Genomic DNA, 18,353 nt, shown 5'->3' on the forward strand with positions numbered 1-18,353 from the left:
GGCATGGACCAGGTCGTGAAGGACGTGTTCCGGGCCGAGGGCACCGCCGTGAACTGGGCGCTCTTGCGGGAGGGCCGGGACCTGACGCTGGTGGACGGCGGGTACCCCGGTGACGTCGGCGCCGTGCTGGCGTCGATCGCGGCGATCGGTCACCGGCCCGAGGACGTCCGTGCCGTGCTCGTGACCCACGCGCACGTCGACCACGTCGGCGCCCTGAACCACCTGCACGAGCGGTACGGCACGCCGGCGCTGATGCACCCGGACGAGGTCGCCAACGCCACGGGGGAGCGCCACGAGAGCGCGACCCCGGCCGACGTGGCCCGACGCGCGTGGCGCCCGTCGGTGCTGCGGTGGTCCCTGGCGATCACGCGGGCCGGCGGCACGCAGCACCCCGTGGCGGTCCACGCCGAGGCGTTCGAGCCGGGCACGCCGCTCGACCTGCCCGGGCGCCCCGTGCCGGTGCACCTGCCGGGCCACACCTCGGGCAGCGCGGCCTTCGTGCTCCCGGCGGCGGGGGTCGTGCTCACGGGCGATGCGCTCGTGACGGGGCACCCGCTCCTGCGGGGCAGCGGGCCGCAGCTGCTGCCCGGCTTCTTCCACCACGACCTCGACGCCGCGCGGACCTCGCTCGCGCGGCTCGGCGCGGTCGAGGCCGGTCTCGTCGTGCCCGGACACGGAGCTCCGTGGCGCGGCGACCTCGCCCGGGCCACGGAGCGGGCTGCGAGACTGATCGCGTGACGTCTGCCGCCGACCTGCCCCGGGACTGGGCCCCGCACGTGGACCAGGTCGTGCCGTGGCGGCAGACCGTCCCGCAGGGTCCCAAGGCCGATCGGGAGATCCGCGAGATCGTGGTCCGGCGCCCGCCGACGATCGCCGACCTGACGATGACGCACGACCGGTCGCTGAAGGTCACGATGGATGCCGCGCTTGCCGGCCTGGCCCAGCTCGACCTGACGCACGGGCGCAAGCTGGGCGCCCTCGACCAGCTGCTCCTGCGGACCGAGTCGGTCTCGTCGTCGAAGATCGAGAACATCGAGGCCAGCCTGGGCGACTACGGCAAGGCGCTGCACGGCGGCAAGGCCAACGCCTCGGCGGTCTCGATGGCCGACGCCACGCGCGCCCTGGCCGATGTCATCGGCGACGCCGGTCGCACGGGTGAGCTGCGGCTCGCGGCGATGCTCGGCGCGCACCGTGAGCTGTTCCGCCGCCATCCCGACATGCACGCCAAGGCGGGCACCACCCGCACGGTCCAGAACTGGATCGGCGGCAGCGACTTCTCGCCGCGCAACGCGCTGTTCGTGCCGCCGCCTCCCGAGACCGTCGAGGGCTATCTCACCGACCTGTTCGCCTACGCCAACCGCGACGACGTCCCGGTGCTCGTCCAGGCGGCCGTCGTGCACGCCCAGTTCGAGTCGATCCACCCGTTCGTCGACGGCAACGGCCGCATCGGGCGCACCCTGATCCACGCCGTCCTGCGACGCCGTCGGGCCACGCGGAACATCACGGTGCCGATCGCGTCGGGGCTCGTGGCGCATCGCGACCGCTACTTCGACGCGCTGGGTGCCTACCGCCAGGGACATGCGCGTCCGCTCGTCGGCATGCTCACGAATGCCACCTTGATCGCGAGCCACGAGTCGCGGCGCACGGCCTCCAACCTGCACGAGATCGGCCGGGAGTGGGAGGAGGCGCTCGGGGGCGTCGTGGTGGGCAGTCCCGAGAGCCGGCTGCTGCGGCTGCTCGTGGCCGAGCCGATCGTCACGCTCGAGCTCGCGTCGCAGCAGACCGGGTACGGGGGCGCCGAGCTGCGGCACGGCATCGACCGGCTGCAGGCGGCCGGGGTCGTGACGGCCAAGGGTCGTCGGGGCCAGCGGATCTGGACGGCCCCCGCGATCCTCGACGAGCTGCACGACCTGACGGTGCGCATCGAGTCGGTGACCCGCCGCACCGACGCCGCCGAACACGGGTAGCTGTACGCGGCGGGCACCCGGCTCGCGAGTGACGGAGTTCGAGGGGTTGAGGGTGCCCTGGCACCCTCAACCCCTCAGACTCGGTCGCGTCAGCGACCACGATCCCTCAGATTCCGTCCACCCTCGGATTCGGTCCACCTGGCGGGGACGCGGCGGGAGTCACGCCCAGTAGGTGACGGCGACCGCGACGCCGGCGACCACGACGAGGGCGCGGAGCGCCGGCGCCGGGAGGTGGCGACCGATCTGCGCGCCGATCCAGCCGCCGACGACCGACCCAGCCGCGAGCAGCGCGATGACGTGCCAGTCGAGCGGGGCGATGAACAGGAAGATCAGGGTCGCGACGATGTTGGACGCGAACACGGCGATCGTGCGCAGCGCGCTGATGACGGCGAGCGGGAGATCGAGGCCCAGGGCCAGGATCGCGATCAGCATGACGCCCTGGCCCGCCCCGAAGTAGCCGCCGTACACCCCGCAGGCCGCCGTTCCGGCGGCCAGTGGCGGTGTGATCGCGGTGCGATCGGCCTGGGCCTGCCCGCCTGCGGCTGCCGCGCGCCGCCGGAGGAAGGCGGAGACCCGTGGCTGCGCCGCGACCAGGGTGCACGCGAACACGATGAGCCAGGGGACCAGGCTCTCGAACACGTCGGACGGCAGTCGCAGCAGCAGGAGCGCCCCGGCGACGGCGGACGCCCCGCTCAGCACCATGACCGCCGCCACGAGACGGCGACGCCCCGCGAGCTCGCGGCGGTACGCGAACGTGCCGCTCACCCCGGCGGGCACGAGGCCGACGGTGTTCGACGAGCTGGCCGCGACGGGCGGCACCCCGATCGCGATCAGCACCGGGAAGCTCACGAGGGACGCGACGCCGATCGAGGAGGTCGCGATGCCGGCGCCGAGACCGGCCAGCACGACCAGCAGCTGCTCGAGGCCGCTCACTCGTCGTCGTGCAGGATCGCGACGTCGCTCACGCGCATCACGTGGTCGTGCATCGCCCGGGCCGCCGCGGCCGGGTCTGCCGCGCGGATCGCGTCGGCGATCCGGCGATGGTCGGCGAGCGACTCCCGGGGCCGACCCGGCTGACCCAGGGACTCGATCCGGGTCTCCAGCACGAGCTCGCTGATCTCCTGCATCATCTTCGAGAGCAGGTCCGACGCGGCAGCCGCGGTCACGGCGGCGTGGAACAGCTCGTCGCCCTCGACGCCGCGCCCGCCGGCGAGCACGTCGGCCTCCATCGCGTCGAGTGCGGCGTCGATCCGGGCGAGGTGCTCGTCGGTGCGCCGCTGCGCGGCGAGCGCCGCGATCTTGGACTCCAGGGCGTCGCGGGCGTCGATGATCTCCGGGAGCCGGTTGGCGTGGGCGCGGATCGCCTCGACGATGCGCGGGGTGCCGGCGACGTCGGTCACGATCGCCCCGTCGCCGTGCCGGACCACGACCGCCCCGACGACCTCGAGGGCGACGAGCGCCTGGCTGATCGTCGCCCGGCTCACGCCGAGCTGCGTCGCGAGCTCGCGCTCGGGCGGCAGGCGGTCGCCGGAGCGGATGTCGTTGGAGGCGATCCACTCGGTGATCTGGCCAGCGACCTGCTCGTACAGGCGGGGACGCTGCACGGGCTTGAGCTGCTGGCGAGGAGATTCCAGGCGTGACATGCGGCCATCGTATTGACAACCGTCGCATTGACCTATTGGCTAGGCCACTGAACCACTGGAAGTGACGCCAGTCACACGGGATGGAAGAAGGACCCTCATGGGACCGGAATGGGTAGCGATCATCGCGCTGGTCGCGTTGTTCCTCATCGGCTCGCTGCTGCCGATCAACATGGGTGCGCTGGCGTACGTCGCCGCGTGGCTCGTCGGCATGTACGCGCTCGACCTCGACGAGAAGGAGATCCTCGCCGGCATCAGCGGTGATCTCGTCCTGACGCTGATCGGCGTCACGTACCTGTTCGCGATCGCCCGCAACAACGGGACGGTCGACCTGATCGTGGAGACGGCCGTCAAGTCGGTCGGCGGCCGCGTCGCGCTGATCCCGTGGGTCATGTTCGGGGTCACGGCGCTGCTGACCGCGATCGGTGCCGCGAGCCCCGCCGCCTGCGCCATCATCGGCCCGATCGCGCTCGGCTTCGCCGGCCGCTACAACATCAGCCCGCTCATGATGGGCATGTTCGTCGTGCACGGCGCCCAGGGCGGCGGCTTCAGCCCGATCAGCATCTACGGCACGATCACGAACTCCGTCATGGAGGAGAACGGCCTGCCGGTCAGCGAGATGACGGTCTTCCTCGCGAGCCTGATCGTCAACCTGATCATGGCCACGATCCTGTTCTTCGCCCTCGGCGGCCGGCGCCTCATGGCGCAGCGCATCGAGCCCGACGAGGAGGTCGACGGCGGCCTCCACGCCGACGGTTCGTCCGGTGGCACCCCGGTCTCCACCCGGGGCCAGGGCACCGACACCCTGATGGGCACGCAGAAGGCCTCGGGCGTGCGCCTGGAGCAGGTCCTGACGCTCCTGGCCTTCGTCGGCACCGCCCTCACGGCCCTGGTGTTCGACAAGAACATCGGCTTCGTCGCGATCACCGCGGCGGTCATCCTGGCGATGCTCTCGGGCAACCAGCACAAGGGTGCGGTCAACCAGATCGCGTGGCCCACGGTCCTGCTCGTCGCGGGCGTCAGCACGTATGCCGCGATCCTCACCCAGGCCGGCTCGCCGGAGTTCGTGGGCCGCTGGGCCGCCGGGCTCGGCGCGGTCGCGATCGGGGCGCTCGTGCTCTGCTACGTCGGTGGCGTCGTCTCGGCGTTCGCGTCGTCGACCGCCCTGCTGCCCGTCATCGTCCCGATCGCGATCCCGCTGATCGTCGACGGTGGCATCCACCCGGCGATGTTCGTCGCGGCACTGGCGGTCAGCTCGACCATCGTCGACGTGAGCCCCTTCTCGACCAACGGCGCGCTGATGCTCGCCAACCGACCCGACACGATCAGCGAGCCGGCGTACTACCGCCAGATCATCCGGTACAGCGTCATCGTCGTGGTCGCCGGACCGCTGCTGGTCTGGGCCGCGCTCGTGCTCCCGGGATGGGGGGCCTGATGGCGGGGCAGGACCTGCACGGGCAGGGGCTCGGGCAGGGCCCCCTGTCGGACCTGCTGGTCGTCGATCTGTCCCGGGCCCTCGCGGGTCCGCACGCGACGATGATGCTCGGCGACCTCGGGGCGCGGATCGTCAAGATCGAGAATCCGGCCCACGGCGACGACACCCGCGGATGGGGCCCGCCGTTCCGCTGGCCCGCCGGCGACGGGCACGTGGGGCAGCCCGACGAGGGCGACGAGGACGCCCGTGAGTCGACGTACTTCCTGTCGGCCAACCGCAACAAGGAGTCCGTCGCGCTCAACCTCAAGGACGAGCGTGACCGCGAGGTGCTGCTCGGGCTGGTCGACCGGGCCGACGTCCTCGTGGAGAACTTCCGCACGGGGGTGCTGGACCGGCTCGGCCTCGGCTTCGACACGTTGATGCAGCGCAACCCGCGCCTCGTGGTGCTGTCGATCACCGGCTTCGGCCACGACGGCCCCGAGGGCGGCCGGTCGGGGTACGACCAGATCGCGCAGGGCGAGGCCGGACTGATGTCCATCACGGGTTCGGCCGCCGACGACCCGCAGAAGGTCGGCACCCCGATCTCGGACATCCTCGGCGGGATGTACGGCGCGTACGGCCTGATGGCCGCCCTGCACGAACGGGAGCGCACCGGCAAGGGGCAGGTCGTCCGCACGTCGCTGCTCTCGGCCACGGTCGGCGTCCTCGGCTTCCAGGGCACGCGGTGGACGATCGCCGAGACGGTCGGTCGCGCCGCGGGCAACCACCACGCGTCGATCTCGCCCTACGGCCTGTTCCGGTGCGCCGATGGCGCGGTGCAGATCGCGGTCGGCAGCGAGGGGCTCTGGCAGGACTTCTGTGAAGGATTCGACCTGGACCCGGCGATGCCGGGCTTCGGCACCAACCCCGAGCGGGTCGGCCGCCGGGAGGAGACGATCGAGATCGTCGAGCAGGTCTTCGCCGACTGGCCGGCCGAGAAGCTCCTCGCCCGCCTGGCCGAGATCGGCATTCCCGCCGGCAAGGTGCGGTCGATCGACGAGGTGTTCGCCTGGGACCAGACCCGCAGCCAGGGCCTGCTGATCGACGTCGAGCACTCGACGCTCGGCGACATCCAGCTCCCCGGGCCGCCGTTGCGCTTCTTCGACGGCGACACCGAGACGACCTTCCGGGGGCACCGGGCGCCGCCGGTGCTCGACGAGCACGGTGCGGCGGTCCGCGCGTGGGTCGCGGAAGAGCGTGAGGGCCGCGATGGGTGAGAAGGTGTCGGCCCACGACCTGGTGGGTCTGGTGCTCGACGACGGCTCGTTCGAGTCGTGGGACGAGCCGATCGACCGCAGCGGATACCCCGAGCAGTACCGGGCCGAGCTCGAGCGGGCGACGGAGCGCAGCGGGGTCGACGAGTCGGTCATCACCGGCCGTGGCACCGTCAGCGGCCGGCCCGTGGCGTTCGTCGTCAACGAGTTCGGCTTCCTGGCCGGGTCGATCGGCCGTGACGCCGCCGCGCGCCTCACGGCCGCCGTCCGGCGGGCGACGGCCGAGGGTCTGCCGCTGCTCGCCTCGACCGCGTCCGGGGGCACCCGCATGCAGGAGGGGACCCCGGCGTTCGTGCGGATGGTCGACATCAGCCGGGCGATCATGGACCACCGTGCGGCGGGCCTGCCCTACCTCGTGCACCTGCGCCACCCCACGACCGGCGGGGTGTTCGCGTCCTGGGGCTCCCTGGGACACGTGACGGTCGCCGAGCCCGGAGCCCTCGTGGGTTTCCTCGGGCCCAAGGTCTACGAGCTCTTGAACGGACGGCCCTTCCCGGCCGGGGTGCAGGTCAGCGAGAACCTCGCCGACCGCGGCATCATCGACGCCGTCGTGAAGGTGCAGGACCTGCCTGCCGTCGTCGAGCAGGCGCTCGGGATCCTGCTCGATCCGGTGGGCGACCCCTCGCGGGAGCGACGTGGCGGTGAGGTCGCGACCCGCCGCGACACCTGGGCCTCGATCGAGGTCACCCGCGGGCCGGACCGCGCCGGGGTGCGGGACCTGCTGCGTCACGGCAGCGACACGACGCTGCGGCTCCAGGGCACCGACGAGGGGGAGCGGGACAGGGCGATGCTCGTCGCACTCGCGCGCGTCGACGGTGTCCCCTGCGTCGTGATCGGCCAGGACCGGACGACCCAGACCCCGGAGTCACCGATGGGTCCTGCGGCCCTGCGGGAGGCGCGCCGCGGGATGCGCCTGGCGGCCGAGCTGGGTCTGCCCCTCGTCTCGGTCATCGACACCCCGGGCGCCGAGCTGTCCCCGGAGGCCGAGCAGGGCTCGATCGCGGGGGAGATCGCGCGCTGCATCGCGACGATGTCGACGATGCAGGTGCCGACCGTGTCGGTGCTGCTGGGCGAGGGGTGCGGCGGAGGCGCGCTCGCGCTCCTGCCCGCCGACGTCACGCTCGCGACCGAGCACGCCTGGCTCTCACCGCTGCCGCCCGAGGGGGCCAGCGCGATCGTGCACGGCGACGTGGACCACGCGGCCCAGATGGCCGAGCAGCAGCGGGTCTCGGTGCTCGAGCTGCGCGCACAGGGCACGGTGCACCGCGTGCTGCCGGAGCCGGACGGCGACACGCCCGCCGCGCTCGCGGCGGCGATGGCCGCCGAGATCGGTCACGAGCTGAGACGCCTCACGACTCCGGTGCGGTCGTGAGCGCGGTGACCCAGGACTGAGGGTCCTCGACGCGCATCGCGGCGGCGTCCCCGAGCCCGTTCTCCTCCCACGTCAGGAGGAGGGCGGGCTCGGCGAACGTGCGGCCCAGGAACGTCGAGGTGACGGACGCGCCCGTGAGGGACTCGCGCGCCACCTGGACCTCGGGTCCGTTCGTCGCCGGCACCAAGGCGACGACCTCGTCGGTGCGCACCAGGGTGCCGACCGCGGGCTTCTGGTCGCGCCCGGCCGAGGCTCGACCGAGCAGCACCGCCACCTCCCGGTGACCGCCCAGCTCGCGCAGGTGACGCCGTGCCCCGCGAGTGGCGCGGAGGAACCGCCACGCCCCGAGAGCGACGACGGCCAGGACGAGGACGAGGACCGCCGCGAGGACGGTCAGGACGAGCTCGAGCACGGGCCCAGTCTGCCGCAGCCGCGACCCGTCACGGGCACGCGACCGGGATGATCAGCAGGTAGCACTGTCGCGGCGGCGGCGTCGTCGGCGCGGGCGCGGGCGTGGTCGGCGCGGGGGTCGTCGGGGCTGCCGTCGGAGCCGCCGGCGTCGGGGAGGCCGTCGCCGTCTGGGGCCGGTCGCCGCGGGTGGAGGTCGGGGTCGAGCCGGCGCTCGTCAGCGCCTCGACCTCGGTCGCGGCGTCCTCGGACGGCTCGGGACGCGCGCTCGGCACCGCCTCGGCCGTCAGGGCACCGGGCACGTCCGCCGCGGACGGCGGAGCGACCGAGACCGAGGGCCGGGCGGTCTCGGCCTCGGTGCGCGAGCTGCCCCCGCTGATCGCGTCGGACGTGAAGGCGAACGTGATGAGTGCAGCGACGGCGACCGTGGCAACGACGGTGATCGCGACGAGTCGGACCAGCCGGTTCGTGAGCAGCATGGGGGACAACCTCAGGTCGGGGGCGACGACGATCCACCTTACGGCCCGAGCGCGACGCGGGGGAGCAGAACGGGACGGACGCCTCATTCTCGTCCTGCGACGCATAGCGGGGCGTGTTAGCGTCAGGCATGCAGTTCGACGTGCACCATCACGGGACGCTGGTGCGCCCCTCGCTCGTGCTGGTCAACTCGGTGGTCGCCGCCCCCGGCGAGGCCGACGCCCTGGCGGACGTCGCCGCCGCGGGGGACTGGTTCCAGGCCGTGGTCGCGACGCTCTCGCCCGGCGACCTCGGGGACGACCTGGCGGTCGACGGCGACGGCCTCGACGCGCTTCGCGAGGTGCGCGGGGCCGTGGAGCAGATCCTGCTCGGCCGGCCGCGCGCCTCGTCGCTCGCGGTGGTGAACCGGTACGAGACCGAATCCGCGCCGTCCTGGGGGCTCGACCTGGATGCCCGCGGCGAGCTCCACGTACGACGCCGGCTCTGGGGCCCTGGCGTCGAGTCGTGGTTGGGGATCGTCGCCGCCGACTGCATCGACCTGGTCCGCGACGGCGGTCGGGCGCAGGTCGCGACGTGCGCGACACCGGACTGCCAGATCGTCCTGGTGCCCGACCACCATCGCCGCCGCTTCTGCTGCACGGCGTGCGCCCATCGCACGCGACAGGCGAGGTACCAGCGAGGCCGTGAGGGCGCCCCGGTGAGCCGCTGACGGAAGAACCTGAGATAAGCGTCAGCCATGTTCCGCGCCGGTGATGGAGGTCACGGCCGTCATGCGGCAGGATCGGGGCCATGTCAGCAGCAGGGACGCACGCGCCGCAGCAGGCCGAGGTCATCGTGGTCGGAGCAGGACTCGCAGGCCTCGTGGCCACGGCGGAGCTCGTGGAGGCCGGACGACGGGTCATCCTGGTCGACCAGGAAGGCGAGCAGGGCATCGGGGGTCAGGCGTTCTGGTCCTTCGGCGGGCTGTTCCTGGTCGACTCGCCCCAGCAGCGCCGCCTGGGCATCAAGGACTCGGTCGAGCTGGCCTGGCAGGACTGGCAGGGCAGCGCCCAGTTCGACCGCGAGGAGGACCACTGGCCCCGGCGGTGGGCCGAGGCCTACGTGAACTTCGCGGCCGGCGAGAAGCAGTCCTGGCTGCGGGAGAAGGGACACAGCGTGTTCCCGGTCGTCGGGTGGGCCGAGCGGGGCGGTGCCCTGGCCGGGGGCCACGGCAACTCGGTGCCGCGCTTCCACATCACGTGGGGGACGGGCCCGGGGATCGTCGAGCCGTTCGAGAGGATCGTCCGCGCCGGACACGAGCGCGGGCTCGTCCAGCTGGCCTTTCGGCACCGGGTGGACGGCCTGGTCGTGACCGGTGGCGCCGTCACGGGCGTCCGGGGCTCGGTGCTCGCCCCCACGAGCCTGCCCCGGGCCGAGGCCACCTCGCGCGAGATCGTGGGGGAGTTCGAGATGAGCGCGCAGGCCGTCGTCGTCACGACGGGCGGCATCGGCGGCAACCACGACCTCGTGCGCGAGCGCTGGCCCGAGCGGCTCGGCTCGCCGCCGGCCCACATGATCTCCGGTGTGCCGGCACACGTCGACGGACGCATGCTCGGCATCGCCGAGTCGGCCGGCGCGAGCAGCATCAACAGTGACCGGATGTGGCACTACGTCGAGGGCATCACGAACTTCGACCCGATCTGGCCGAGGCACGGGATCCGCATCCTCCCCGGCCCGTCGTCGATGTGGTTCGACGGCGGCGGAGATCGCCTGCCGATCCCGGCGCTTCCGGGATTCGACACGCTGGGCACGCTCAAGATCCTGCGCCAGACGGGCCACGACCACTCCTGGTTCGTGCTGACGCAGGCGATCATCGAGAAGGAGTTCGCCCTCTCGGGGCAGGAGCAGAACCCCGACCTGACCGGCAAAAGCGTGCGGGAGCTGGTGCGCCAGCGTCTCTCGAAGGGCGCCACCGGGCCGGTCGAGGCGTTCAAGAGCCGTGGCGAGGACTTCGTCGTGGCCGACACCCTCGAGGAGCTCGTCGCTGGCATGAACCGGGTGACCGGGTCAGACCTCGTCGACGCCGCCCACCTGCGCCGGCAGATCGAGGCCCGCGACCGCGAGCTCGCGAACGACTACAGCAAGGACCTCCAGGTCGTGGCGATGCGGCAGGCGCGGTCCTACCTCGGCGACAAGCTCGTCCGGGTGGCCAAGCCGCACCGGATCCTGGACCCCGCCAAGGGCCCGCTCATCGCGGTGCGGCTCCACGTGCTGACGCGCAAGTCGCTCGGCGGCCTCGAGACCAACCTGGAGTCCCAGGTGCTGCGTCCCGACGGTGAGGTCTTCGAGGGCCTGTACGCCGCGGGCGAGGTCGCCGGATTCGGCGGAGGCGGCGTGCACGGGTACAACTCGCTCGAGGGCACGTTCCTCGGCGGCTGCCTGTTCTCGGGCCGCGCCGCGGGTCGCGATCTCGCGGCGCGGCTCGGATAGGGCCGGTCTCAGGGGGCGGTGGATCCTCCACCGAATAGCGGTTCATACGGTGGAGGATCCACCGCCCACCGCCTCGGGTGGAGGACTCACCGCCCCCCCCGCGGGGAGCGAGGGCCGGGTCAGCGGTCGAAGTCGAGGACGTTGCCGAGGTCGGTGGAACGGGCCACGTCGGCCTCGGACTCGTCGTCCCAGCCGTCGTGCGGCTCGGTGTCGGGGAAGTGCCCGAGGTAGGCCATCGCCGCGTCGTGGAGCCGGCCGTTCGTGGCGATCGCGTTGGCGCCCCACGGTCCGTCCTGGCCCGCGAGCGAGGTGAACCGGCCGCCGGCCTCGCGCACGATGACGTCGAGGGCCGCCATGTCCCACAGGTTGAGCTCGGGCTCGGCGGCGATGTCGACCGCGCCCTCGGCCACGAGCACGTACGACCAGAAGTCGCCGTAGGCGCGAGTGCGCCAGCACTGGCGGGTCAGCGCGGCGAACGCCTGCGCCTTGCCGATGTCCTCCCAGCTCGGGGCCGAGCTGAACGACAGGGACGCGCTGGCGAGGTCACCGACCCGCGAGACGCGGATCTCGCGGCCGTTCATGACCGACTTGCCGGTGAACGCGCCGCTGCCCTTGTGCGCCCACCAGCGGCGACCGAGGGCCGGAGCCGACACGACGCCGGCCACGATCTCTCCCTCCTCCTCGAGCGCGATGAGCGTCGCCCAGACGGGGACGCCGCGGACGAAGTTCGAGGTGCCGTCGATCGGGTCGACGATCCACCGGCGCGAGGACGAGGCGGCGCCCTCCTGGGCGCCCCCCTCCTCGCCGAAGACGGCGTCACGGGTGCGGGCCGTCCGCAGCGTGCGGCGGATGCCCTCCTCGACGGCCCGGTCGGCCTCGGTCACCCAGGTCATGTCGGGCTTGGTCGAGACCTCCAGGTCGATCGCCCCGAAGCGATCCATCGACAGGTTGTCGGCGGAGTCGGCGAGGACGTGCGCAAGACGCAGGTCGTCAGCGTACGAGTGGGCCATGGGGCCACGGTAGTGGTCAGACCTGCTCGCGGCTCTCAAGGATGCGTCGGAACGAGGCGAGTCGCGCCGGCGCGAGGCGTCCGTCGGCGACCGCGGCGTCGAGCGCGCACTCGGGGTCGTCGCCGCCGTGATGGCATCCGCGGGGGCAGTCGCGGGTCAGGGCGTGCAGGTCGGTGAACGCGCGCACGATGTCGTCGACCTCGACGTGCGCGAGCCCGAACGAGCGGAATCCCGGGGTGTCGACGATGCGTCCGCCGCCGGGCAGATCCAGGACGATCGCCGACGTCGACGTGTGCCGACCACGGCCCGTGACGGCGTTGACGTGGCTCGTCGAGCGGAACGCGTCCGGCACGAGCTGGTTGACCAGGGTGGACTTGCCGACTCCGCTGTGCCCCAGGAGCACGCTCGTGCGGCCGGCGAGCCTCGCGCGCACCGCCGTGAGGTCGGCGCCCGGGCCGATCACGAGCACCGGCACGTCGAGCGGGGTCAGGGCGGCGATCATCTCCTCGGGCGACGCCAGGTCGGACTTGGTGAGGATCACGAGCGGGTCCATGCCCGCGTCGTACGCCGCGACGAGGCACCGGTCGACGAGGGCGGGGCGCGGCGGCGGATCGGCCAGGGCCGTGACCACGACGAGCTGATCGGCATTGGCCACGACGATGCGCTCGATCGGGTCGTCGTCGTCGGCGGTGCGCCGCAGCACCGTGGTGCGGGGGAGGACCTCGGCGATGCGCGCCAGCGTGCCCTCGTCGGCCGAGACGTCGCCGTCGAGCCGCACGAGGTCGCCCACGACGACGCCGCGGATGCTCCGGGCCTTCGCGGCCGTGACGGTCACACCCGCCTCCGCCGGGTCGTCACCGGCCTGGCCCTCCTCGACCTGCACGGTGTAGCGACCGCGGTCGACCGTGACGACCCGACCGAGCGGCAGGCTCGAGTAGTCGGGCCGTTCCTTCGTGCGGGGGCGGGTGCGCCGACGCGGGCGCTCGAAGCGCGCGTGCTCGTCGTCGTCGCGCCGGCTCATGCGTCGACCAACCGCTCCCAGACCGGGGCGAAGTTCGGGTAGGTCTTGACGGTCGTGACGACGTTCTCGACGAAGACGTCGGGCACCCGCAGGGCGAGCACCACCGCAGCGTGGGCCATGCGGTGGTCGTGGTAGGTCCGGAACACGTCGCCGTGGAGTGGCCGGGGACGGATCTCGAGGCCGTCGTCGAGCTCGTCGACGTCGCCGCCGAGCCGGGTGAACTCGGTCGCGATCGCGGCGAGCCGATCGGTCTCGTGACCACGCAGGTGGGCGATGCCCGTGAGCCGAGACGGGGTCTCGGCGAGCGCGGCGACCGCGGCGACGACGGGCGTGAGCTCGCCGAGGTCGCCGAGGTCGAGCTCGACGCCCGACAGCGTCCGCGGGCCCGTGACGACGAGATCGTCCCCGTCGCGCTCGGCGGTGCCGCCGAAGGCCACCGTGAGGTCGCGCCAGGCGTCGCCGGCCTGGTCGGTGCTGGCGGGCCAGTTGCGCACCCGCACCTCGCCGCCCGTCACGAGCGCCGCCGCGACGAAGACGCCCGCGTTGGACAGATCGGGCTCGATCTCGACGTCGAGCGGCTGCACGGGCCCGGGCTCGACGCGCCACTGCCTGTCGGTGGCGGTGATCTCGACCCCGCGCAGCCGGAGCTGCTCGACCGTCATGGCCACGTGCGGGGCCGACGGCATCGGGGGTCCGTCGTGGGCGAGCTCGAGTCCGTGGGCGAACCGCGGAGCGGCGAGCAGGAGCGCGGAGACGAACTGGCTGGAGGCGGACGCGTCGATCGTGAGGGGACCGCCGACGACCCCGCCGCGCCCGTGGACCGTGAAGGGCAGCGTGCCGCGGCCACCGTCGTCGACCTCGACGCCGAGCGCACGCATCGAGGAGATCGTGACCGCCATCGGGCGTTCGCGCGCGCGATCGTCGCCGTCGAACGTCACGGGGGCCGAGCCGAGGGTCGCCAGGATGGGGGCGAATCGCATGACCGTGCCGGCCAGTCCGCAGTCGACCGTGACGGGGTCCACGAGCGAGGGGTCGATCGGGTGCACGGTCCAGTCGATGCCGTGGCGCTCGACGCGGGCGCCGAGGGCGGTGAGCGCCCCGATCATCAGGTTGGTGTCGCGGGAGCCGAGCGCCCGGGTCAGGACCGACGGCCGCTCCGCGACCGCCGCGAGCACGAGGGCCCGGTTGGTCAGCGACTTCGACCCGGGCACGATGATCTGGCCGACCACGGGTTCACGAGGCGTGGGAGCCAGCCACGGCAGGGGTTCACTCATCGCGGGTCAGCGTAGCGCCCGCCGGTGCCGGGGCTCTCAGCGCGAGATCTGCGCGGCGACGGAGTCCTTGGCCTCGACGACCTTGTCCTTCGCGCGCCGCACCAGGATCTTCTTGTGCGGATCGGGGTCGAGCGAGGACATCAGCAGGCCGCCGAGCATCGACAGGTTCTTGAAGAAGTGGATCTGCTGGTTGGACCGCGCGGCCGGGTCCGACTCGGCCCAGAACCGGTGGCCCTGCACCGTGCTCGGCGCCAGGTTGCCGGCGAGCACGAGGGCCGAGAGGCGGGGCAGTCGGCCGGTGGCCAGGGCGGCACCGGCCACGAGGTTGATCGCCCCGTGGGCGCGCACGACGTTGGCGGGGGTCACGGGCAGCTGCGGCGCGAGCGGCGCGATCGCGTCGGAGACGGGCTGCGCGGCCGGCGCGAGAGCCGTGGCGTGGCGCAGGGAGTTGATGCCCCCCACGACGAACATCGAGGCGAGCATGGGCCGGGCCACCGTGCGCAGAACTGTCATGGTCCTTGTCTACCGCATCGCGACGAGCCGGCAACCCGTCCTCGGACCCAGGTCAGAGCAGCAGCAGGATCGCCGGGCTCAGGAACGAGGCGGTGTCGTTGGCGGGCTCGGGGTCGGCCTCGGCGGCCATCGTGACCGTGCCGGCTGGTCGGATGCCGGCGAAGGACAGAGCCAGACGCGCATCGCGGCCCGCGGCGACGGTCGTGGAGCACGTGACGCTCGAGGTCCACTGCCGGGGCGCCGCGGTGCAGCTCCAGTCCGCCGGGACCGTCCGGATCTGCACGGCCCGGTCGAAGTCGACCCGGATCGAGACCGCGCGATCGGCCGGGACCCCGCCGGTCGTGGAGCCGGTGACGGGGACCGTCATGGTCCGTTGGAGTCCCTTCCGGTCGTTGACGACGGTGGGAGCGCCGAGTGCGAAGTCCGTGCCGACCACGGGCGGGGGCGGAGGTTCCGGCGGGGTCTCGGGGTCGACGTCCCCCGGCGCGGCGGGTTCGTCGACCGTGCCGGTCTCGCCGGGTGGCGTGGGCGAGGGGTCGGGCTCGGGCGTGTCGCTCGGCTCCGGGGTCGCGTCCGACTCGGTCGGTGTCGGCGACGGCGTGGGTGACGGCGTCGGGATGGCCACCGAGGACGTCGGGGTCGGGGTGGGCCTGGTGACCCAGATGCCGTCGTCGGCGTCCGCGAGGGAGATCTCGGGCGACGGGTCGGGGAGCGGGGCCGTGACCGGAACCGTGGGCGCGTCCGTGACCGCAGCGGTGGTGGCGACGACGCCCACCGTGGCCGCCCCCGCCAGGGCTACCGTGGCCACGGCGGTCGGCGCCGACGAGACCAGGCTCGTGCCGACGGCGAGTCGTGCGGGGGCCGAGGCGACCCGGGCGCTCTCGACCAGGACCGCCTTGGTCGACAGCGCGAGTCCGGCGGCGGTGCCGCCGCCGATGACGCCGAGGCTCCCGACGGAGGCGGCCGTGCCGAGGTACCCGGTCGCCGCGGCGCCCAGCACGACGGGCCCCAGAACCGCCGCCAGGCCCGAGTTCACGTCCCGCAGCTCGAGGTACAGGCCCGTGCACCGGGCACATGTGTGGAGATGGGCCTCGACCTTGCGGGTGTCGCGCGCGGCGAGCCCGTGGCGGACGTGGGCGCCCAGCTTGGTCGTGGTCTCGCGGCACTCGGCGTCCAACGTCGGGGCGAGGTGCTGCTGGAGGTAGGCGCGGCGCAGGCCCTCGCGGGCCCGGTACACCAGGGCTGAGACGCTGTTGGGCGCCATGCCGAGCAGGGGGGCGATCTCCGCAGGATGCTGTCCCTCGACGTCGAGGTGCCAGAGCACGAGCTGCCAGCGTTCGGGCAACGACCGGAAGGCCTCGCCCGCCGCGCCGCGGTCGAACTCCATGGCGGCGGGGTCGACGAACTCGACGGCACGATCGAGCTCGGTCTCGTCGTCGGTGGACCGCTCGCGCGTGGAGGAGCGGATGGCGTCGATGTGGAGGCGTCGCACGGCCGTGAGGAGGTACGCGCGGAAGGCCTCGTCCGGCCCGCCCCCGCGCTGCAGGACGCCGAGGACCTTGAGGAAGGCCTCGGACACGAGGTCGTCGGCGCCGAGGCCCGCGACGAGCTGGCGCGAGAGCCGCTCGGCCGCCGCACGGTGGCGCTCGAAGAGCGTGCCGTACGCGTCGGTGTCGCCCGAGCGCACGGCCTCGATCAGCGCCGCGTCGGACAGGCCCTCGGGGTCGACGTGGGCGTCGACCGCGGCGGCTCGTCCCCCTGAATGACCCACGCGTCTCCTTCCCTCCCCACCAGTCAACGACCGAGACCGGGGTCGTGTCACGCAGTTTGACCAAGTCGGGACTTAGGTCCCGGACCGCCGCGTCTCGGCCCGCGCGAGAAAAAGTTCGCGAACTCGCGTCATCATCGCGGCCGTCCACCGTTCCCTGCGCAGGACAGCACGAGGTGGGAGGGCCGGATGAACGACTACGACGTCGCCACCGCCGCCTTCGCCCGTGCGGTTCGCGGTGGTCGGGAGTCCTTGGTCGACGTTGCACTCGTGGTGGGAGCGAGTGCAGCGTCGCAGGGGGTCTCGCTGGTCGAGGCGGTCGAGCGGATCGCCGAGCTCAGCCCGGGCCGCGAACCCCCGTACGTGGCAGTTCGCTCGGTGGTGGAGGCGTGGACGGGGAGCGCTCCGCCTCCGGTCACCGACGCGGACTGCCACGACCCGCTCACGGCGCTCACGTCGGTGTCGCACCTGCGGACCCGGCTCGACGACGTGTACCGGCAGGCCGGACATCGCGGTGGGGAGCCCGCGGTGTCGCACGTGCTGGTCGTCGTCGAGCTGGGGCGTCGCGGAGCCCATGGCCTCGAGGACGATCTCTGGGGTATCGAGGTCGGCCACGCGCTCGCCGTGGCGTTCCCGGCGCACGAGACCGTGGCCCGGCTCGCCCCGGACCGGTTCGCCGCGCTGACGCAGGCCGAGGACGCCGATGTCGTGGGTCTGGCCGTGCTGGCACGTCTGCTGCGCGAGGGCCTGGCCGGCGAGCCCGAGCCCCGGGTGTGGGTCGAACGGCTGCCGCACGACGGCGACGCCGTGACCTGGGTGCTGTCGCGGCTCACGGAGTAGTCGCACGGAGTAGTTGCACGCAGTAGCCGCACGCAGTAGTCGCCGGCGGCACGGTCTGCCACGCTGGGAGCATGTGCGGCCGATACGCCACGACCCGGACGTCCCAGAAGCTCAGCGACGACTTCGGGGCGACCCTTGCGGTGAGCGAGGACGAGATCGCTGCCGACTTCAACATGGCGCCCACCAAGCGCGCGCCGCTGGTCATCGCGCGGGCCGCGGACGACTCCGCCGCCACCACGCGCGAGCTGCTGACCGCGCGGTGGGGCCTGGTGCCGAGCTGGGCCAAGGACGTCTCGATCGGCAAGCGGATGATCAACGCGCGGTCCGAGACGGTCGACGAGAAGCCGTCGTTCAAGCGGGCGTTCGCACGGCGTCGCGCCGTCGTGCCGCTCGACGGCTTCTACGAGTGGTACCAGGGCCCCGACACCGGTTCCGGCAAGCCGCCCAAGCAGCCGTTCTTCATCACGGGCCACACGCCGGACGGCGGGGGCGAGGGCCTGGGGGTCGCCGGGCTCTACGAGTTCTGGAAGCCGAAGGATGCCGACGTGCCCGAGGGTGACGAGGCGGAGTGGCTCGTGACGTTCACGATCCTCACGACGGCGGCCGAGGGCGAGGACGGTCGGTTGCACGACCGCGCCCCCTGGATCGTGGCGCCGGAGCACCTCGACGCCTGGCTCGACCCGACACCCCACCCGAAGGACGACCTGTTCGCCCTGCTCCAGCCCGCGACGCCCGGCCGTCTCCAGGCGTGGCCGGTCTCGACCGCGGTCAACAACGTCCGCAACAACGGTCCGGAGCTGCTGCGACCGCTGCCCGCGGAATAGGTCCCCGACGGTCGTCGTTGAC

At 72.9% G+C, this 18,353-nt stretch carries 18 protein-coding genes; 9 read left to right on the forward strand and 9 right to left on the reverse strand.

Translation table 11 applies throughout. The features are described from left to right. Positions 1–3: 3 nt before the first annotated feature. Positions 4–738 carry an MBL fold metallo-hydrolase gene (locus KAG51_RS09275; RefSeq protein ID WP_290582914.1) on the forward strand — a complete coding sequence of 245 codons (735 nt, stop codon included), beginning with the start codon at positions 4–6 and terminating at the stop codon, positions 736–738. Continuing rightward, positions 735–1,967, forward strand: a complete 1,233-nt coding sequence (locus KAG51_RS09280; RefSeq protein WP_290582916.1) for a Fic family protein — start codon at positions 735–737, stop codon at positions 1,965–1,967. Before KAG51_RS09275 ends, KAG51_RS09280 begins: the two co-directional genes overlap by 4 nt. A 159-nt stretch (positions 1,968–2,126) precedes the next feature. Here KAG51_RS09280 and KAG51_RS09285 read toward each other — a convergent pair whose 3' ends face one another. Beyond that, on the reverse strand, positions 2,127–2,900 hold the full coding sequence (locus tag KAG51_RS09285; protein WP_290582918.1) for a sulfite exporter TauE/SafE family protein: 774 nt from the start codon (positions 2,898–2,900) through the stop codon (positions 2,127–2,129). Next, on the reverse strand, positions 2,897–3,610 hold the full coding sequence (locus KAG51_RS09290) for an FCD domain-containing protein (protein ID WP_290582920.1): 714 nt from the start codon (positions 3,608–3,610) through the stop codon (positions 2,897–2,899). The genes KAG51_RS09285 and KAG51_RS09290 overlap by 4 nt, the downstream gene beginning before the upstream one ends. A gap of 97 nt (positions 3,611–3,707) precedes the next feature. On the opposite strand from KAG51_RS09290, the gene KAG51_RS09295 reads away from it, so the two are divergent. From KAG51_RS09295 to KAG51_RS09305, 3 genes are read left to right on the forward strand one after another with little or no spacing between them, the layout of a single operon-like run. Next, the gene (locus tag KAG51_RS09295; protein WP_290582922.1) at positions 3,708–5,042 is read left to right on the forward strand and encodes an SLC13 family permease; all 1,335 of its coding nucleotides are present in this window, start codon (positions 3,708–3,710) and stop codon (positions 5,040–5,042) included. Beyond that, positions 5,042–6,298, forward strand: a complete 1,257-nt coding sequence (locus KAG51_RS09300) for a CoA transferase (RefSeq protein ID WP_290582924.1) — start codon at positions 5,042–5,044, stop codon at positions 6,296–6,298. Before KAG51_RS09295 ends, KAG51_RS09300 begins: the two co-directional genes overlap by 1 nt. After that, positions 6,291–7,727: a carboxyl transferase domain-containing protein gene (locus KAG51_RS09305; protein ID WP_290582926.1), complete on the forward strand. Its 1,437-nt coding sequence runs from the start codon at positions 6,291–6,293 to the stop codon at positions 7,725–7,727. The genes KAG51_RS09300 and KAG51_RS09305 overlap by 8 nt, the downstream gene beginning before the upstream one ends. On the opposite strand, the gene KAG51_RS09310 is transcribed toward KAG51_RS09305, so the two are convergent. Together KAG51_RS09310 and KAG51_RS09315 are read right to left on the reverse strand one after the other, a co-directional pair. After that, positions 7,705–8,139: a hypothetical protein gene (locus KAG51_RS09310; protein WP_290582928.1), complete on the reverse strand. Its 435-nt coding sequence runs from the start codon at positions 8,137–8,139 to the stop codon at positions 7,705–7,707. The genes KAG51_RS09305 and KAG51_RS09310 overlap by 23 nt on opposite strands. A 28-nt stretch (positions 8,140–8,167) precedes the next feature. Next, complete coding sequence (locus tag KAG51_RS09315) at positions 8,168–8,614, reverse strand: hypothetical protein (RefSeq protein ID WP_290582930.1); 447 nt, start codon at positions 8,612–8,614, stop codon at positions 8,168–8,170. Positions 8,615–8,742: 128 nt separating this feature from the next. Here KAG51_RS09315 and KAG51_RS09320 point away from each other — a divergent pair, with 128 nt between their 5' ends. Together KAG51_RS09320 and KAG51_RS09325 are read left to right on the forward strand one after the other, a co-directional pair. Continuing rightward, a complete protein-coding gene (locus KAG51_RS09320; protein WP_290582932.1) occupies positions 8,743–9,321 on the forward strand; it encodes a CGNR zinc finger domain-containing protein in 579 nt (192 codons plus the stop codon). An 80-nt stretch (positions 9,322–9,401) separates the two neighbouring features. Continuing rightward, positions 9,402–11,081 (forward strand): FAD-binding dehydrogenase, encoded by a 1,680-nt coding sequence (locus KAG51_RS09325; RefSeq protein WP_290582934.1) that lies wholly within the window; start codon positions 9,402–9,404, stop codon positions 11,079–11,081. A gap of 119 nt (positions 11,082–11,200) precedes the next feature. Here the strand turns inward: KAG51_RS09325 and hisN are convergent, their stop codons facing one another. The 5 genes from hisN to KAG51_RS09350 are packed head-to-tail and all read right to left on the reverse strand — an operon-like array spanning position 11,201 to position 16,670. Next, the gene (gene hisN / locus KAG51_RS09330) at positions 11,201–12,091 is read right to left on the reverse strand and encodes a histidinol-phosphatase (RefSeq protein ID WP_290582936.1); all 891 of its coding nucleotides are present in this window, start codon (positions 12,089–12,091) and stop codon (positions 11,201–11,203) included. Between the two features lie 16 nt (positions 12,092–12,107). Beyond that, positions 12,108–13,112, reverse strand: coding sequence for a ribosome small subunit-dependent GTPase A (gene rsgA / locus KAG51_RS09335; protein WP_290582938.1), 1,005 nt, complete (start codon positions 13,110–13,112; stop codon positions 12,108–12,110). Next, positions 13,109–14,386: a 3-phosphoshikimate 1-carboxyvinyltransferase gene (gene aroA, locus KAG51_RS09340; RefSeq protein WP_290582940.1), complete on the reverse strand. Its 1,278-nt coding sequence runs from the start codon at positions 14,384–14,386 to the stop codon at positions 13,109–13,111. The genes rsgA and aroA overlap by 4 nt, the downstream gene beginning before the upstream one ends. A 36-nt stretch (positions 14,387–14,422) precedes the next feature. Further along, positions 14,423–14,899, reverse strand: a complete 477-nt coding sequence (locus KAG51_RS09345; RefSeq protein ID WP_290582942.1) for a DoxX family protein — start codon at positions 14,897–14,899, stop codon at positions 14,423–14,425. Between the two features lie 52 nt (positions 14,900–14,951). Further along, on the reverse strand, positions 14,952–16,670 hold the full coding sequence (locus tag KAG51_RS09350) for a sigma-70 family RNA polymerase sigma factor (RefSeq protein WP_290582944.1): 1,719 nt from the start codon (positions 16,668–16,670) through the stop codon (positions 14,952–14,954). 186 nt (positions 16,671–16,856) lie between these two features. Here KAG51_RS09350 and KAG51_RS09355 point away from each other — a divergent pair, with 186 nt between their 5' ends. After that, entirely contained in the window at positions 16,857–17,507 is a 651-nt protein-coding gene (locus KAG51_RS09355; protein ID WP_290582946.1) for a hypothetical protein, read from the forward strand. 71 nt (positions 17,508–17,578) lie between these two features. After that, positions 17,579–18,331 carry an SOS response-associated peptidase gene (locus KAG51_RS09360; RefSeq protein WP_290582948.1) on the forward strand — a complete coding sequence of 251 codons (753 nt, stop codon included), beginning with the start codon at positions 17,579–17,581 and terminating at the stop codon, positions 18,329–18,331. Positions 18,332–18,353 lie beyond the last annotated feature (22 nt).

The organism is Aeromicrobium sp., assembly GCF_023146395.1.
In the GTDB taxonomy this organism is placed as follows: domain Bacteria; phylum Actinomycetota; class Actinomycetes; order Propionibacteriales; family Nocardioidaceae; genus Aeromicrobium.

What these genes read in the sequence shown, in the direction of transcription:
- KAG51_RS09320 (WP_290582932.1), top strand. Translation starts at nt 8,743, where the DNA reads ATGCAGTTCGACGTGCACCATCACGGGACGCTGGTGCGCCCCTCGCTC.
- KAG51_RS09355 (WP_290582946.1), top strand. Translation starts at nt 16,857, where the DNA reads ATGAACGACTACGACGTCGCCACCGCCGCCTTCGCCCGTGCGGTTCGC.
- KAG51_RS09315 (WP_290582930.1), bottom strand. Translation starts at nt 8,614, where the DNA reads ATGCTGCTCACGAACCGGCTGGTCCGACTCGTCGCGATCACCGTCGTT.
- KAG51_RS09345 (WP_290582942.1), bottom strand. Translation starts at nt 14,899, where the DNA reads ATGACAGTTCTGCGCACGGTGGCCCGGCCCATGCTCGCCTCGATGTTC.
- KAG51_RS09325 (WP_290582934.1), top strand. Translation starts at nt 9,402, where the DNA reads ATGTCAGCAGCAGGGACGCACGCGCCGCAGCAGGCCGAGGTCATCGTG.
- KAG51_RS09290 (WP_290582920.1), bottom strand. Translation starts at nt 3,610, where the DNA reads ATGTCACGCCTGGAATCTCCTCGCCAGCAGCTCAAGCCCGTGCAGCGT.
- KAG51_RS09360 (WP_290582948.1), top strand. Translation starts at nt 17,579, where the DNA reads ATGTGCGGCCGATACGCCACGACCCGGACGTCCCAGAAGCTCAGCGAC.
- rsgA (WP_290582938.1), bottom strand. Translation starts at nt 13,112, where the DNA reads ATGAGCCGGCGCGACGACGACGAGCACGCGCGCTTCGAGCGCCCGCGT.
- KAG51_RS09300 (WP_290582924.1), top strand. Translation starts at nt 5,042, where the DNA reads ATGGCGGGGCAGGACCTGCACGGGCAGGGGCTCGGGCAGGGCCCCCTG.
- aroA (WP_290582940.1), bottom strand. Translation starts at nt 14,386, where the DNA reads ATGAGTGAACCCCTGCCGTGGCTGGCTCCCACGCCTCGTGAACCCGTG.
- hisN (WP_290582936.1), bottom strand. Translation starts at nt 12,091, where the DNA reads ATGGCCCACTCGTACGCTGACGACCTGCGTCTTGCGCACGTCCTCGCC.
- KAG51_RS09295 (WP_290582922.1), top strand. Translation starts at nt 3,708, where the DNA reads ATGGGACCGGAATGGGTAGCGATCATCGCGCTGGTCGCGTTGTTCCTC.
- KAG51_RS09305 (WP_290582926.1), top strand. Translation starts at nt 6,291, where the DNA reads ATGGGTGAGAAGGTGTCGGCCCACGACCTGGTGGGTCTGGTGCTCGAC.
- KAG51_RS09275 (WP_290582914.1), top strand. Translation starts at nt 4, where the DNA reads ATGGACCAGGTCGTGAAGGACGTGTTCCGGGCCGAGGGCACCGCCGTG.